The organism is Microbacterium lacus (genome assembly GCF_044794305.1).
Lineage (GTDB): Bacteria > Actinomycetota > Actinomycetes > Actinomycetales > Microbacteriaceae > Microbacterium > Microbacterium lacus_B.
Genome location: NZ_CP084996.1, coordinates 970,072 through 985,910, shown reverse-complemented (window position 1 = coordinate 985,910; position 15,839 = coordinate 970,072). Strand labels below are relative to the sequence as shown.

At 64.3% G+C, this 15,839-nt stretch carries 16 protein-coding genes; 9 read left to right on the top strand and 7 right to left on the bottom strand.

Going from position 1 to position 15,839, the window contains the following annotated elements:
* Positions 1 to 2 precede the first annotated feature (2 nt).
* Both LG299_RS04820 and LG299_RS04815 read left to right on the top strand, forming a co-directional pair.
* Entirely contained in the window at positions 3 to 851 is an 849-nt protein-coding gene (locus tag LG299_RS04820) for a hypothetical protein (protein WP_404433827.1), read from the top strand.
* Positions 848 to 1,183 carry a hypothetical protein gene (locus tag LG299_RS04815; protein ID WP_404433826.1) on the top strand — a complete coding sequence of 112 codons (336 nt, stop codon included), beginning with the start codon at positions 848 to 850 and terminating at the stop codon, positions 1,181 to 1,183. Before LG299_RS04820 ends, LG299_RS04815 begins: the two co-directional genes overlap by 4 nt.
* Positions 1,184 to 1,246: 63 nt before the next feature.
* Here LG299_RS04815 and LG299_RS04810 read toward each other — a convergent pair whose 3' ends face one another.
* From LG299_RS04810 to LG299_RS04780, 7 genes are all read right to left on the bottom strand, one after another.
* Complete coding sequence (locus LG299_RS04810; protein WP_404433825.1) at positions 1,247 to 3,157, bottom strand: ABC transporter permease; 1,911 nt, start codon at positions 3,155 to 3,157, stop codon at positions 1,247 to 1,249.
* A 3-nt stretch (positions 3,158 to 3,160) separates the two neighbouring features.
* Positions 3,161 to 4,330 carry a hypothetical protein gene (locus LG299_RS04805; RefSeq protein WP_404433824.1) on the bottom strand — a complete coding sequence of 390 codons (1,170 nt, stop codon included), beginning with the start codon at positions 4,328 to 4,330 and terminating at the stop codon, positions 3,161 to 3,163.
* Between the two features lie 59 nt (positions 4,331 to 4,389).
* Positions 4,390 to 5,514, bottom strand: a complete 1,125-nt coding sequence (locus LG299_RS04800) for an ABC transporter ATP-binding protein (RefSeq protein ID WP_404433823.1) — start codon at positions 5,512 to 5,514, stop codon at positions 4,390 to 4,392.
* 5 nt (positions 5,515 to 5,519) lie between these two features.
* Positions 5,520 to 6,365, bottom strand: coding sequence for a DUF427 domain-containing protein (locus LG299_RS04795; RefSeq protein ID WP_404433822.1), 846 nt, complete (start codon positions 6,363 to 6,365; stop codon positions 5,520 to 5,522).
* A complete protein-coding gene (locus LG299_RS04790) occupies positions 6,362 to 6,907 on the bottom strand; it encodes an ester cyclase (protein ID WP_404433821.1) in 546 nt (181 codons plus the stop codon). The genes LG299_RS04795 and LG299_RS04790 overlap by 4 nt, the downstream gene beginning before the upstream one ends.
* 119 nt (positions 6,908 to 7,026) lie before the next feature.
* Positions 7,027 to 8,625 (bottom strand): LVIVD repeat-containing protein, encoded by a 1,599-nt coding sequence (locus tag LG299_RS04785; RefSeq protein WP_404433820.1) that lies wholly within the window; start codon positions 8,623 to 8,625, stop codon positions 7,027 to 7,029.
* Positions 8,626 to 8,746: 121 nt separating this feature from the next.
* Positions 8,747 to 9,712, bottom strand: a complete 966-nt coding sequence (locus tag LG299_RS04780; RefSeq protein WP_404433819.1) for a LysR substrate-binding domain-containing protein — start codon at positions 9,710 to 9,712, stop codon at positions 8,747 to 8,749.
* 82 nt (positions 9,713 to 9,794) lie between these two features.
* Between LG299_RS04780 and LG299_RS04775 the strand changes: the two genes are divergently transcribed.
* Genes LG299_RS04775 through LG299_RS04745 form a run of 7 tightly spaced genes read left to right on the top strand, consistent with a single transcriptional unit; the run spans position 9,795 to position 15,836 of the window.
* Positions 9,795 to 11,300, top strand: a complete 1,506-nt coding sequence (locus LG299_RS04775; RefSeq protein WP_404433818.1) for a 2-hydroxymuconic semialdehyde dehydrogenase — start codon at positions 9,795 to 9,797, stop codon at positions 11,298 to 11,300.
* Positions 11,297 to 12,103, top strand: coding sequence for a 2-keto-4-pentenoate hydratase (locus LG299_RS04770; RefSeq protein WP_404433817.1), 807 nt, complete (start codon positions 11,297 to 11,299; stop codon positions 12,101 to 12,103). Before LG299_RS04775 ends, LG299_RS04770 begins: the two co-directional genes overlap by 4 nt.
* Positions 12,100 to 13,029 (top strand): acetaldehyde dehydrogenase (acetylating), encoded by a 930-nt coding sequence (locus LG299_RS04765; protein WP_404433816.1) that lies wholly within the window; start codon positions 12,100 to 12,102, stop codon positions 13,027 to 13,029. Before LG299_RS04770 ends, LG299_RS04765 begins: the two co-directional genes overlap by 4 nt.
* Positions 13,026 to 14,087: a 4-hydroxy-2-oxovalerate aldolase gene (gene dmpG, locus LG299_RS04760; RefSeq protein WP_404433815.1), complete on the top strand. Its 1,062-nt coding sequence runs from the start codon at positions 13,026 to 13,028 to the stop codon at positions 14,085 to 14,087. Before LG299_RS04765 ends, dmpG begins: the two co-directional genes overlap by 4 nt.
* The gene (locus LG299_RS04755) at positions 14,084 to 14,866 is read left to right on the top strand and encodes a 2-keto-4-pentenoate hydratase (RefSeq protein ID WP_404433814.1); all 783 of its coding nucleotides are present in this window, start codon (positions 14,084 to 14,086) and stop codon (positions 14,864 to 14,866) included. The genes dmpG and LG299_RS04755 overlap by 4 nt, the downstream gene beginning before the upstream one ends.
* Complete coding sequence (locus LG299_RS04750) at positions 14,863 to 15,315, top strand: RidA family protein (protein WP_404433813.1); 453 nt, start codon at positions 14,863 to 14,865, stop codon at positions 15,313 to 15,315. Before LG299_RS04755 ends, LG299_RS04750 begins: the two co-directional genes overlap by 4 nt.
* Positions 15,312 to 15,836 (top strand): 3-hydroxyanthranilate 3,4-dioxygenase, encoded by a 525-nt coding sequence (locus LG299_RS04745; protein WP_404433812.1) that lies wholly within the window; start codon positions 15,312 to 15,314, stop codon positions 15,834 to 15,836. Before LG299_RS04750 ends, LG299_RS04745 begins: the two co-directional genes overlap by 4 nt.
* Positions 15,837 to 15,839 lie beyond the last annotated feature (3 nt).

The following is a 15,839-nucleotide window of genomic DNA, read 5'->3' as shown; positions in this document are numbered from 1 at the left end:
TGATGGCACAACTCGTGATGGCTGCGGCCACTCCCCACAACCCGCTTCTCTGGCGTGCGATGGTCGAACCGATGCCCGACGACTTGGCAGGCGTCGCCGCCAACTTCGCGCTGATCCGGCAGACCATCATCGACCTCGAGGTCGACGTTGCGATCGTCGTCGGCACCGACCACATCCGACAGTTCTACTCTGACAACTCGCCCGCGTTCGTCGTGGGCAAGGCGGAGAGCTACCACGGCACCTACGAGAACGAGGTGCGCACTTTCGGAATGGAGTATGTCGAGGTCCGCGGACACCGCGAACTCGCCGATGTGATCGCCGGGCGCGAGGTGCTCCCCGAAACGATCGATTTTGCGGTCAGCCACGAGTGGCGCCTGGACCACGGTTTCATCATCCCGCTGCAGTACCTGACACCCGACCTCCAGATTCCCGTCGTGCCGATTCACGTCAACGCGGCGCTTCCTCCGCTACCGAGCCCGCGCCGATTCGCTGTGCTCGGAGACCACCTTCGCGAGAGCGTCGAGCGGTGGGATTCCGACGCACGCGTCGCGCTGATCACCTCGGGCCATATGGCCACCGACATCGGCGGACCCAAGCAGTTCTTGGGGCACGGGTCGCCCGACCCCGACTTTGACGCCGAGGCGGTCGGGTGGATGCGGGACGGCGACCTCGAGGCCGCCATCCACGGTTGCCGGTACGACCGCATCATGGCGGCAGGCAATGTGACCTACCAGTACGTGAACATCATCACCGCGCTGGCAGCCATGCGCTCGCGGCCCGCTGATCTCGCCGAGGCGACCGAATCACGATTCGCGTCGAGCCCTTTCTTCCTGTGGAGGACCCGCCGATGAGCAAGTACATGCTGGGCAAGTTCATGCGGGCGGTCGAGATGAGCGACGCTCGAGTGGCGGATTACGTCGCCGATCCCGGTGCCTTCGTTCAGACGTGGCTCTTGCACGCCGGCGGGACTGACCTCCCCACCGATGACCGATACCTCACTGCCGACGAACAGGAAGCGTTCGCAGCGCGTGACTTCGACGCGCTCTATCGCCTGGGGGCACACCCTTACCTGCTCTGGCATTTCATCGAGGCGGTGTACATTCACGAGATCGGATGGCGTGACCTGGTCGAGCAGTACCGTGCAGCCGTGAGTCCCTACGGCCATGTGGACTACATCGCCTGATCGCATCGGCCCGCTGTCGCACGAGTGAGGGCCCGTCATCGACGGGCCCTCACTCGTATGCGATCAGCGCGGTGGGCGGGCTCGTGTGTTGCCGAGGACGATGGTGACGGTGTCGGATGCCTCCGCCCCGAGCTTGTCGGTACCCACGGGAACGGCCTCGACTTGCTGTGCGACGAATGCCGAGGCATCGCCGATCGATACACGCCTTCGTCGGGCGCGCCCGATCGCCCGCAGCGACATCGCGTACTGCAAGCCGTAGCCGATCAGGAAGACCAACAAAGTGAAGATGAGCGCCATCGCGGCGCCTTTATCGGGCGCGTACAACTGCGCGGATCGCGGGTTGATCATCGCGTACATGTACACCGAGAGCGGTCGTGTCTCGGGGGTCGCGAGGAAGGCGGGGAGGGTGAACTCGTTGGTGCCGAGGATGAACATCTGGATCCACACGGCGAAGACCGTCGGCATGAGCAGCGGCGTCACGATCCGGCGGAAGCCCTCGAGCCGAGTTGCGCCGCTGATGACGGCCGCCTCTTCGAGTTCTTTTCGGATCTGAAGAGTGGCGCTGAAGCCGGCGCGATAGGCGATCGACACTCGATACGAGTAGGCGATGATGAGTGCGATGAGGGTGCCCGCGAGCGGGATCACGGGGTTGATAACGAGGAACGTGAGAAACATCGCGAATCCTGCGATGACCGTGGGGATCGCCACTGACGACGAAGCGAACAGGTCCATCGCCTTCGTGCGCACCGTCGAGCGGCTGCGCGCGATGCCGTAGGCGAGGATGGTCGCCGCGATGCTGGCGATCGTCGCGCTGCCCCCGGCGATGATCAAAGTGCGTGTGAGCGAAGCCCAGAACTCACCGTCACTGAGAACGTCGCCGAACGAACCCCATGCGGTCTGTTCTGCCAGTGCCGTGAGCGAGAACGCGATCGGATAGGGCGTGATGGCGGCCCAGAGCAACGCGAACAGCGGCAGGACCGCCGTGAGCAGGACGAAGATGAAGACCGCGACGAGGGTCGGGATGCGCCAGGCGCCGAGCTTCATGACGGTCGGGCGGAACCCCTTGCCCGACACAGAGGCCCGACGCTCGGCATCTCGCGTAGCGCGTAGGTAGATGATGAACGCGATCGTAGTGACGACGAGGAAGACGCATCCCCACGCGGCCGCGAGGCCGTATTGCGGCAGTTGGCCTGCCCCTGCGCTGATCAGGGTCCAGAGCTTGAGAGCGAAGATCGACTTGCCGGAGTCCTGACCGAACAGCAGCGGGACTTCGAGACTGCCCAGACCAAGAATGAAAGTCAGCACCCCGACACCGAGCAGTCCCGGCCACAGCATCGGCAACGTCACACGACGGAGCGTCTGCGGCCAGGATGCCCCCGACACGCGGGCGGACTCCTCGAGCGACCCGTCCATGTTCGTGAGGATGGGCACGATCAACAGGTACGGGAAGGTGACGTTGGTCAGCGCTTGGATGAACACCATCGTCGAGAACGCATACGGGTCGATCACCAGATCGCCTGGCAGAACGCTCAGAAGTTGGTTGAGCACGCCCGACTCGGGGGAGAGCATCAACAGGTAGGCCTGCGCCTTGACGATCGGCGGGATGATGAACGGCACGATGACCAGCACCGAGATGATCCTGCGCCACGGTGCATCGGTGCGAACCGTAACCCAGGCGAGGCCGAAGGCCATCAAAAGCGAGAGAAGCGTGGAGCCGCCCACGAAAAGGGCGGTAGAGCCGAGCACCGCCCAAAAGTCGTCGCGAAGGCCCCAGAGCGTGACGAAATTCTCAAGAGTCCAGCGTGAGGAGCGCACTCCGAACGGCAGGAACGGACCACGAAACGCGGTGATCACCTGGACGAGCAGCGGGATCGCGAGGAGAAGGAAGATGACAACTCCTGCGATGACCGTTGCGACCGTCATCGTGGTGGGCCGCGTGCGTGCGACCTTCGTGGTCCGTCCTGCCTTGAACACGTGCTATCCGTTCAGCGCTGCATCAGCGGCGGTGGTCATGGCGATCCACTCGTCGCGGGTTGCCTGGGTCTCGATGCTGGCGCCGTTCTCGAGGCCGAGCAGGAGTGCGTCCGCATTGGTCTTCATGAGCCCTGTGGCCTTCTCGAACAGCGAGGTCGGCAGACCCGGGTAGGGCACCTGCGTGGTGGAGAACTGTTCGTCGGTCATGCGTAGCTCCAGCCAGTCCGGGTCGTACGCGTTCCAGAGCGTCCACAGCATTCCGCCGGGGATGTTCTCGGCATCCGCGTTCACGCCAGAGAACTGAGCGAAGACAGCGCCGTCCTCGAAGGGCACCGCCGCCAGGCTCGGGTTCGGGTTGAACAAGGTCTGATTGAGCGCGATCGGAACGTCACCGCTGGAGAGTGGCGAGTTCTGGTCTTCGAGCACCTGCAGGGCACCCGAGGACTTCAGTTCCCCGATCAGATCGACCATGGCTTCTTCCCCGTTGGCCATGCCGTAGCCGGCGAACACAATCGGGTTGTAGCTGGCGATCGACACTTTGCCGTTGAACTCGGGAGCGAGCAGGCCCTCGAGCGCGCCCGGTGCTTCGATCTTGTCGACGTTGACCTGCATGAGCGAGCCGTTGATGCTGTCGGGCAACATCTCGGGGGCACCGATCGAGAGGAACTCTTCCGGCACTCCGTACTCCGTCCAGTCGACCTCCGCCCAGTAGCCCTCATCTGTCATGGCCGCGGCCGAGACGAGCGATCCCGAGATGATGTCGGTGTTGCGCGCACCGGTCGCATCCGCGGAGATGATCGCCGACGGGAGGTTGTAGGTGAGACCGCGCGTCTCGATCGTCAGCTCGGGGTAGCGGGAGTTGAACTGAGCGATGACCTCGGGGGCCAGCTCGTACCAATCCCAGACCACCAATCGACCGCCGTCGATCGCAAGAGCCTGCTCGTAAAGAGCATCCATCTGGCGATCGATCTCGGGCCAGAAGTCCTCGTAGAAGTTTTCGCACCGCGTGAACCCGCCGACCTCGACTGCGTCGCAGGTTGCGGTGGTGCCGCCGCCCGCAGACGGCGCAACGGCGCCGGGTGTTTCTGCGGCGGGGGAGCTGCACGAACTCAGCAGCAGCATGCCGGCGGCGGCGAGCGCGATGGTGGCGCCACGTCCTGTGGGTGTTTTCATGATCGAGTTGGTCCTCTCTGACGTCGATCTCTTGGTGGTGGAGTGCGGGTGGTGATGGGTCAGGCGGCGAGAACGCGGCAGGCGTGCGGAGCGAGCTCGATGAAAACGTTGCTCCCGGTGGCGGGAGAGTTCAGCGGGGCGCCGCGGGCCACCAACGTGCCCACCACCGTCTCGCCCCGTAGGACTTCGGCCTCGTACTCGACGATTTCGCCCAGGAACTCCACCCGTACGACGCGCGCCGGAATGACATTGGGGCGGTCGGGGGCGACCTCGTGCCAGCGAACGCTCTCGGGTCGGAAGGTAATCGTGACGTCTCCGCCCTTCCCGATGTCGCTCGGACAGGGCGTGGTCATTCGTGTTCCGAACGCCTCGACGAAGGCATCCCCGTTGTCTGTGCGGTCGCGCACCACCGCGGGGATCATGTTCACGCGGCCGACGAAGTCGGCGACGAAGCGATCGGCAGGCTGGTAGTAGAGGTCGCGGGGGGATGCTTCTTGAACGATGCGGCCCTGGTGCATCACGGCAACGCGGTCCGACATCGACAGAGCTTCGGACTGGTCGTGGGTCACATACAGCGCGGTGATGCCGAGTGACTGCTGGAGGTTTCGCAGTTCGTGCCGCATCGTGTCGCGCAACTTGGCGTCTAGGTTGCTCAGCGGCTCATCCAGCAGCAGCAGGCGAGGACGGTGTGCAAGTGCCCGCGCAAGCGCGAGTCGCTGCTGCTGACCGCCGGAGAGCGCGGTGGCCGGCCGGTAGGCGAACGAGTCGAGCTGAACGAGTTCGAGAGCCTCCATCGCGCGCTTCTTCGCCTGTTTCTTCGGCAGCCGGCCGGACGAAACCTGAAGCGGAAAGACCGCGTTGGCGAACACTGACATGTGCGGCCAGATGGCGTAGTTCTGAAAGACCATTCCGACGTCGCGCTTGTCGGGAGAGACATGTTGGGTGCCCCGAGAGAGCACGCGACCATCGAGGGTGATCTCTCCGCCGTTGCTGTTTTCCAACCCGGCGACGCAGCGCAGTGTGGTGGTCTTTCCACACCCCGAGGGGCCCAGGAGCGAGTAGAACTTGCCGGGCTCGATGGTGAATGACACACCCTTGACAACCGGCACTGCGGTGCCCTCCAGCTCGTAGTGCTTTTCCAGGCCTGAGACGACGAGGCGTCCACCGCCGAGTTCAGAGGTCATCAGGTTCAACTCTCCGTCACAGTGCGGACGACGGGAGCCTTCGACCACGCGGTCCGCGGTCGCTGTTGGCGCTCGCCGTCGACGATGACGGCATCGACCTGCTCGTCGTAGAAGCACACGAGGTTCTCGATCTTGGGGATCTCGGGGATCGGGTGCCGGTACACCCAGGCGATGTCTTTCACGAGTTGGTCGCCGATCTTCACTGACCAGTACTCCGCTTCGCCCTTGTACGGGCAGACCGAGCGTGTGGTCGAAGGCACCAGCAGTTCGGCGCGTACGTCCACCCAAGGGAAGTAGTAGCGCGTGGGGAGGCTGGTTTCGAACAGCAGGCGCGGACGCCGGGTATCGGCGATCACCTGACCGAGAACGACCACCTCGACGTGGCGAGAGCTGTTGAGCACATCGACCCGGTGATAGGGATCCCGCGGATGCTTGTACACCTCGTCGTCCTCTTCGAACCAGTGGTCCATCTTGGCCCAGTAGAACGCGACCATTCCGCGCAGGCCGGCGGCAGCGGGGTCGATCGGCGACTCGTGGATCCACGCGCCATCCGACGCCGTCTTGGTTCCCACGTTCACGTCGAAGTAGCGCGCCGTCCCGCGCACCGGAACATCCTTCGTGCGCCCCGATGGCCGGAGGAGATCCATCTGTACGTCTTCTGCGGGAAAGTAGTACACCGGCATGTGCTTCGACTCGTGCAGGAGCTCAACGCGCCGGCTCCGGGCTACGACGACTCCGCCGAGGACGACCGTCACCTGGCGGCCAGTGCGCTCGAGGCGGAACTCATACCGGCTCGGGTCCTGGTCGCGCTCGATGAGCTTGTCTTCGATCTGGAACGTGGGGCTGGTCACAGCGCTGCCTCGGCAGGCTCTGCGTTCTTTGTCTCGGCAGCGTCGCGGTCAGCTACGTATTCTTCGGTATCGACGAAGCGGAGGAGGCCAGCATCCTGATCAATCGGAACGACCTGACGGTACATCTCGTAGTCATCGCGAACGACGAAGTGCTCGCTGATCCTGAAGTCTCGGAAGCGGAGGATGTGCACCTGCTGCTGGCTCACCGCGACCCCGCTGGCAGCGACGCCGTACAGGGTAAGGCCGGTGTGGCGAGCGGAGAAGCGTCCCTCGAGAAAGACAAGGTCACCGTCCGCGGCAACCTTGTCAATCTCGAAGCGGGGATCGGTGAACAGCTGACCGAACGCCTTGCGCACGAAGTACGCGTTCTGGAAACCCCGGTCCTTGCCCGGATCTGACGCGTGGTTCCAGTAATCCTCGGTGTAGTAGGTGTCGAAGTACTGCCTGAACTCCGGGCTGTCGGGATCGGCTTTGCGTGACGCGAGATCGTTTCCCCACACTTCCAGGGCGATCTGCTTGTTGCGGGCTGCGACGTCGTCCATGAACGTTTCCTTCGTAGTTGTATTCTGGATCCAGAACGTACTTTGATGGGGCAAGACAAGCACAAGTCGTGCCCCAGGTGGGAAGTGGGACCGAATGGGTATCGGTCCCACCGGAATTGCTATGCCGGGAGGCCCGATTTCGGCTCGCCCAGCAAGGGCGTCGAGACGGCGTAGATGCCGTGGTTCGCGAACACCCAGATCAGGTTTCGGTCCCACTCCACGAAGATTCCGTGCACGGGAGCGGCGAGGTCATCGTCGTCCCTGAGGCCCATCGGCGGGACGAAGTACGCGCCGACCTTCGGGTCATCGGGGTCGCGCACGTCGAAGATCTGCACACCAGCGGCGTAGAACGCGTAGGGGAGGATCCCGCCGTGCGGGGTGCCGGTGTTGGTGAAGTAGCCCGATCGCTTGGGGCCGAATGACCCGCGCCGCTGCGCCCAATCGGTGAAGGGAGCCTCCGATGGGGGCATCGGGCGGGGCATGGTACGGACGAGACGGGGCTGCGTCGGGTCTTTCACATCGATCTGGTAAATCTCTTTCGCCGGCTCGTAGCAGTCGGTGTTCATCGGGTAGCCCGACACGTACACGTAGCCGGTCTCCTCGACCTGCGTGGTATCGACGTTGTCACCCTCGGTCCCGGCGACACTCTCGGGCAGTTCGCACCAGCCGATGTGATGGATGTTCGACGGATCAGAGACATCCAGCACAAAGAAGCCTTGACCGCCCTGCGCCGCATACCCATGAGTCCACCCCGACTCGACCGAGCGGGGCATGAAGATGCCCATACGTGACCCGAACCACGAGGTCTTGTTGTTCCAGCGCGGATTGTCGGCGAGATACGGCGAGTCCGACTCCTCACCGGCGCGCGTTCCAGGTACCCACCAGGTCGACAGGTGCACCGGGTGGGCGGGGTCGGACACATCGTAGGCGGCATGGCCGGCAGCCCACAGCGTGGTCTTGTAGGGCTGGTTCACGAACGTGTTGTCGGGCGCGGTAGCGACGAAAAGGTACTTGTCTCCGTAGTACACCGGCAGGTCGAGTACTCCATTGCCCTCTTGGATCTCGTCCGGCCCGTGATTCGGGTCAGTCGAGACCTCAGTCAGCAGGGTCCAGTCCCGCGGCGTGGGACCGTTGACTTCGAACACGCGGAACCCACGAAGTCCCTCCCATTCGAGGAGTTGACCTTCGACAGTGTCGTCGATCCACTTGTTCGCGACGCGCCCGTTGAGGAAGTAGCGCGGGGTTTCGTTGGCCTGGATCGCGATGTGCTTGCCGAGGTTTTCGTTCCACTGGATCGTCACCGCGCCGAAGCTCGGACCCGTCCACGGCAGAGTCTCCTCATCGATGATTGCCAGGTTGCGCGGGTCGGTGATGTCGTAGACGTTCCAGCGGTTGCCGCCGCCGTAATGCAGCATGTAGCGACGGTCGTCCCAGTCGTAGATCGCCTGCCACGAGTGGCTGGTGTTGACCACGATCGGGTAGAACGCTTCAGAGGATGCGTTCAGCGCGTATGTGTTGGCATCGCGATGGGGGAGTTGGCCGGGCCAGTCGATGAACACGTCGCGCGGGACCGACGGGGTGTGCGCGGGCGGAAGGAACGTACCATCCGGTTGCATGCCCCAGCTCGCGGGGTCGGGATCACGCGGTTCGCCCTCCACCCGCTGATAGTCCTTCGGGTTGTACTTCTTCGCATCGGGCACGTACGGAGAGCCGGCCATGTCGCCTCCAAGCTGGGCAGTCGGTCACAGACGCGGATGGCGTCCGTGCTACCAGCGTCGGTCGCGCGCCTCGGGACTGTCCAATATCTATCCCGCTCGCCGATATGACCGTCAGGACATATCAACCGTGCGAACGCGGCTCAGATCGCGCATACTCGCGTTCGAGTTCGGCCAGGCGCGCGCCCTCGTGACGGAGATGGGTGAGGAGCACTGCTGCCGCAGCGGAGGGGGCTCGATCCTTGGGCAGGGTGACTCCCACCGAACGCCGGATCGAACTCAGCGGGGTGGGGAGAATGCGGAGCGCCGCGTCATCCACCGCAATGAACATCGGCAGCGCCGCAATGACATCGGTCGAGACAAGGAGGTTGCGCAGAGTCAGCATCGACGTGCACTCGACGCGATTCGCCGGGAGCGGCAGTCCCTCGTGGAAGAACACCGCCTCGAGTTCGGCGCGGAGAGCGGTTTGCGCGACAGGGAAGATCCACGGGAAGGTCACGAGGTCGGACAACGATACTCGAGGACGGTCATGCACAAGGTGCCCCGACCGGGCGACGAGTCGGATCGGCTCCTGGTGGAGGCGCTCCTGTTCGAGACGGACCGGGACCGTCGACGAGAGCCTCCCGACCGTGAGGTCGAGGTCACCGGCCAGAAGGAGCTGTTGTAGGGTGTCGGGCGTTCCTTCGCGGACAACGACGGTCAACTTCGGGTGCTCGGCCTTGAGACCGGCGATTGCTCTCGGGAGCAGCAGGTTCGAGCCCGCGAGGTGGGTGCCGACTGTGACGGTACCCAGTTGGCCTGACTGCAGGAGGAGCACCTCTTCGCCCGCGGTCCGCAACTCCGCCAGTACCGAGCGGGCGCGCTCGATGAACGGATACCCGTACTCGGTGGGAACGACTCCCCGAGGAAGTCGCTCAAACAGCGGGACGCCCAGCACATCTTCGACTTCGCGGAGGCCTCGCGTCACCACGGGCTGGCTGATGTGAAGTGATTCGGCGGCGCGCACCAGAGTGCCCTCGTCGGCGATTGCTGTAACGAGCACAAGATGGCGAATCTTCAGTCGCCCGTCGAGAATGCGGTCCGTTCCCACGCACGGAACTATAGCCGAACGGGCATGGCAGTGCCGCAAGAGAGCATTAGTCGGCAACTCGATAACTTCGTAGCCTGGCACCATGACCGCACCGACGTCGCTGTTGCCCGTGTCCACCGTGGCAGCTCCGGCGAGCCTCCAGCTGCGCAACTTCATCGGCGGAGAGCACATCGACGGGGTGAGCGCATTCGCGAAGCTGAACCCCATCGACGGCTCGCTGATCGCCGACGTGCATGAGGCAGGCCCCGATGAAGTCGATCGGGCGGTCGCTTCCGCTCGCGCGGCATTCGATGGCCCGTGGGGACGGATGACGGTCACCGAGCGGGCGGGTATTCTTCGCCGAATCGCCGACGCCATCGAGCGTCGCTTCGACGACCTCGTCGCCGCCGAAGTCGGTGACACCGGCAAGCCCGAAGCGCTCGCGCGTGATCTGGATGTGGCGCGTGCGGCCGCGAACTTTCGTGCGTTCGCCGACATCGTCTCGGCCGCGGGCATCGACTCGTTCCTCACCGAGTTTGCCGACGGCCGGCGCGCGCTCAACTACGCCGTGCGCAAGCCGCTCGGAGTCGTCGCCGTCATCGTGCCCTGGAACCTCCCGCTGTTGCTGCTCACCTGGAAGCTCGCCCCCGCGCTGGCTACCGGCAACACAGTCGTGGTCAAGCCCTCCGAAGAGACGCCGTCGTCGGCGACCCTGTTGGCAGAGATTCTGATGGAGGCCGGGGTGCCCGCCGGTGTGGTGAATGTCGTGCACGGGTTCGGCGCGAACTCCGCGGGCGAGTACCTCACAACCCACCCGGGCATCGATGGAGTCACTTTCACCGGCGCCTCCGAGACAGGCTCGGCGATTATGCGGGCTGTCGCCCCGCGAGTGCGTCCGGTGTCGTTCGAACTCGGCGGCAAAAACGCCGCAATCGTGTTCGCCGATGCCAACCTCGATGCCGCCGTGGCCGGCCTTGCTCGATCTACCTACCTCAACACCGGTCAGGTGTGCCTATGCACCGAACGGATCTACGTCGAACGAGCGATCTTCGACGATGTGGCTGCGGGGCTCGCCGACCATGCCGCGCGTCTACGGTTGGGTCGGCCCGCCGACCCCGCCACAACCACCGGTCCGCTCATCTCGCAGAGCCATCGCGAGAAGGTGCTCTCGTACTTTCACCTCGCGCAAACAGAGGGCGCGACCATTCTTGCGGGTGGCGGCATTCCTCACCTGGGAGACGATCTGAACGGGGGCTCATGGATCGAGCCCACGTTGTGGACCGGTCTCGACAACTCGCACCGTACGGTGCGCGAAGAGATCTTCGGTCCGGTTGCGGCCCTCATCCCCTTTGACACCGAAGAAGAGGCGATCCGCCTCGCCAACGACACCGACTACGGCCTGGCTGCGGTGACCTGGACGAGTGACCTTACCCGTGGCCACCGCGTAGCGCAGAGCATGCGCGTGGGCATGTCGTGGGTGAATACCTGGTACCTGCGCGATCTCCGCAGCCCGTTCGGAGGCGTTGGTCTCTCGGGCATCGGGCGCGAGGGTGGGCAGCACTCTTTGGACTTCTACACCGAACCCACCAACGTCTGCGTGCAGCTGTGATCACGGATGCAGTTCACGCCGCCGATGCGCGGCTGGCGCACGCGTCGGACACCCTCGTCGGGTGCGACCCCGTGCGTGACATCATCGGCGAGATCAATCAGGATGCGGCGTATGCCGTGCAGTCCCTCGGGATCGCCCGGCGGATCGCTGCGGGACGCCGGGTCGTCGGCCGAAAGATCGGCCTCACTTCTGTTGTCGTGCAGAACCAGTTCGGCGTCCGTTCTCCGGACTACGGCGTCTTGATGGATGACATGATGCTGGATGACCGCCAAAGCGTCGACCTCGCACGATTCATCGCACCCCGCGTCGAGGCTGAGGTTGCCTTCGTTCTGGGCCATGATCTGGAGTCGCCGACGAGCCACGTCGCCGATGTGATCCGGGCGACCGAGTTCGTTCTCCCCGCGATCGAGATCGTGGATTCGAGGATCGCCGGCTGGGACATCCGGATCACCGACACGATTTCCGACAACGCGTCCGGCGGTGCGCTGGTGCTCGGTACCACGCCGCGGAAGCTCGATGGATTCGACCTGAGTGCTGTCGGCATGAGCCTTGAGTTCGACGGCGAGCCCGTCTCGACCGGGTCAGGGGTCGCGTGCCTGGGCAACCCGATCATTGCGGTCGCGTGGCTGGCGCGGGCTGTTGCGCGCCACGGCCAGCCGCTGCGCGCCGGCGAGGTCGTCCTCTCCGGTGCACTCGGTCCCATGGTGGCCGCGCAGAGCGGCGTATATCGCGCACGCCTCGACGGCCTCGGAGAGGTCCGAGTGGATTTCGCCGCAGCATCCACAGAAGGAGCACGAGCATGACCGTCGGCGTAGCCATCATCGGTTCCGGCAACATCGGCACCGACCTGATGTTCAAGGTGGTGCGTCTGTCGAAGACCCTCCGTGTCGTGGCCATGGTCGGCATCGACGAGAACTCTGATGGACTCGCGCGCGCTCGCCGCCTGGGCATCCCGACCATCCACGATGGCGTGGACGGCCTTTTGCGCATGCCGGAGTTCACCGACGTCGAGCTCGTCTTCGACGCCACTTCGGCCGGTGCACACGCACGCAACGACGCACTCGTGCGCAACGAAGGCCGCCTGATGGTCGATCTCACGCCCGCAGCGATCGGACCCTATGTCGTGCCGGTGGTCAACCTCGACGAGAACCTCGGCGCAACCAACGTCAACATGGTCACGTGCGGAGGCCAGGCCACCGTGCCCATTGTCGCTGCCGTCTCGCGGGTCGCGCCGGTTGCGTACGCCGAGATTGTCGCCTCCATCGCCTCGAAGTCGGCTGGGCCGGGGACGCGCGCAAACATCGACGAGTTCACCGAGACGACAGCGCGCGCGATCGAGCTGATCGGTGGCGCGGAGCGTGGCAAGGCGATCATCGTGCTCAACCCCGCAGAGCCTGCGATCGTCATGCGCGACACGGTGTACTGCCTGGTGGCCGGCGAGGTCGACGAGGCCGCCGTCCGCGCCTCGGTCGAAGAAATGGTCCTGGCGGTTCAGGACTATGTCGGCGGGTACAGGTTGAAGCAGCACGTGCAGTTCGACCCCGTCGATGAGCCCTACGTACCGGCTCTCGACCGCCCTTTCCGGGGCACGAAGGTGACGATTCTGCTGGAGGTCGCCGGAGCCGGTCACTACCTTCCCGAGTACGCAGGCAATCTCGACATCATGACGAGCGCAGCGCTCCGCACCGCGGAACGACTCGTCCTAGCGCGAGCGGGGGTATCCGCGTGAACTCTGCTTCAGACACCCCAGCACCTCGTGTCTACATTCAGGATGTCACCCTCCGCGATGGCATGCACGCAGTGGGTCATCAGTACAGCCTCGAGGACGTCCGCACGATCGCCGCCGCGTTGGACGCGGCCGGGGTCGATGCGATCGAGGTCGCGCATGGAGATGGACTCGGTGGGTCGAGCGTCGCCTACGGACACGGTGCGAGCAGCGACGTCGCGTGGATCGAGGCCGCAGCCTCGGTGCTCACTCGATCCACGCTCACCACTCTCATCCTCCCCGGCATCGGCACTATCGACCAGCTCGCCCGGGCGCGCGACCTGGGAGTCACGAGTGTGCGCGTGGCGACGCACTGCACCGAAGCAGACGTCTCAGCTCAGCACATCGGATGGGCGCGCGAGCAGGGCATGGATGTCTCGGGGTTTCTCATGATGAGTCACCTCAACGATCCGGCCCCCCTCGCTCAGCAGGCGAAGCTCATGGAGTCGTACGGTGCGCACTGCGTGTATGTCACCGATTCGGGCGGCCGGTTGACGATGCGCGATGTCGCCGAGCGGATCGATGCTTACCGTCAGGTACTCGACCCTGACACTCAGATCGGCGTTCACGCTCACGAGAATCTTTCGCTCAGCGTCGCTAACAGCATCACTGCCGTGGAGCACGGCGCTTACCGTGTCGATGCCTCGCTTGCGGGTCAGGGTGCGGGTGCCGGCAATACTCCGATCGAGGCGTTCGTCGCGGTTGCGAACCTCCTCGGTTGGCAGCACGATTGCGATCTCTTCGCGCTCGAGGATGCTGCCGAGTCGCTCATCCGCCCGTTGCAGAAGCGACCGGTGCGGGTCGATCGCGAGACACTCACACTCGGCTATGCCGGGGTGTACTCGAGCTTCTTGCTGCACGCCGAGCGTGCCGCGGCACGCCACGGATTGGACGCCCGCGACGTCCTGATCGAACTCGGCCGGCGCCGCATGATAGGCGGGCAGGAAGACATGATCGTCGATGTTGCTCTTGACCTCGCGGCCGCCCGCAACCTGGCGGCGATGAGCGCAGGTGCGGCATGATCTCCGCGGTACGCGCGGCGCAATTCGCCGAGAGTCTCGAGGATGCGCAGGTGCGGGCCGAGCCGATTGCACAGTTCTCGGCGACCGCTCCGCTCGAGGTCGACGCGGCTTACCAGGTGCAACATGCGCTCATCGCGCGAAGGGTGGAAGGCGGAGACCGAGTTGTGGGACTGAAGCTCGGGTTCACCTCACGCGCGAAGGCGCGCCAGATGGGCGTCGAAGATGTGATCCTCGGAACCCTGACTGCGGGCATGCAGATACCGGATGGGGGAGCGTTCGAGTTCGGATCGTGCATCCATCCCCGTGTTGAACCCGAAGTTGCCTATCTCTTGGGCTCCGATGTGGATGCGCACGACGGTAACGCGATCGCGGCCGTCGCCCCGGCGATCGAGATCATTGACTCGCGATACCGCAACTTTCAGTTCGATCTTGGCGATGTCGTCGCTGACAACACGTCTGCAGCGGGATTTGCGATCGGTCCGTGGATGACTCCCGCCGAGGCTGGGCGGATTGACAATCGGGCAGTCCTCCTCGAAGTCGACGATCGCCTTGTGCAGACGGGTTCAACCTCGGCGATTCTGGGTCACCCGGCCCGGGCGCTCGCCGTGGCGCGTCGACTTGCCGCGACACATGGGTTCGCACTGCGTTCGGGAATGATCCTGCTCGCCGGTGCCGCGACGGTCGCAATACCGCTGCCGCAGAGGGGCATTGTCGAAACGAGCATTGCCGGCCTCGGTCGCGTACGGATCCGCATCGAGCAGAATGGGGCATCGAAATGACCGATGAGCACGCCGTCACCGTCGCCGGAAAGGCCACTCCGCGCGGCCGCTTTCCGCACGCCAAGGTCTCGGGCGCCTTCGTCTTCGTCTCGGGCACATCCAGCCGCCGTCTCGACAACACGATCGCGGGCGCTGAGGTCGACGAGTTCGGTACGACCACGCTCGACATCGCAGTCCAAACGCGTGCGGTGATCGAGAACATCCGTGAGGTTCTTGCTGCCTGCGGATGCGCTCTAGATGACCTGGTGCAGACCACGAGTTTCCTGGTCGACATGAACGACTTCGGCGGCTACAACGCCGTTTGGGGCGAGTATTTCGATGAGTCCGGTCCTGCGCGCACGACCGTCGCAGTACACGCTCTCCCGCACCCGCATCTGCGTATCGAGATTCAAGCAATAGCTCGGCGCCCCAGCCCCGCATCCGGTATCACTATCAAGGAGGAACTGTGAGCAACATCCCAGCCGTCATCGATTTTCCCGCGTGGATCGCCGAGAACGAGCACCTGCTCAAGCCGCCGGTCAACAATAAGGCGGCCTGGACGCCGATGGGCGACTTCATCGTCCAGGTCGTGGGTGGCCCCAACCAGCGCACCGATTACCACTTCGATCCGTATGAGGAGTGGTTCTACCAATACCGCGGCAACATGCACGTCAACATCATGACCGACGACGGTCCGCAGCGGATCGACATCCGTGAGGGCGAGATGTGGCTTCTCCCGGGCAACGTCTTCCACTCCCCGCAGCGACCCGAAGCTGGCTCAATCGGCATCGTCATCGAGCGCATCCGTGAGGAAGGCACCCTTGAGAAGTTCGCGTGGTTCTGCCCCGCGTGCGCTACCAAGGTGCACGAGGTGGAACTTCAGGTGCGCGACATCGTCGAGGATCTACCTCCGGTCTTCCGCGCTTTCTACGAAAGCGAAGAAGGCCGCACCTGCCCGGGTTGCGGCGTTGTCCATCCTGGCAAGGGCTGAACC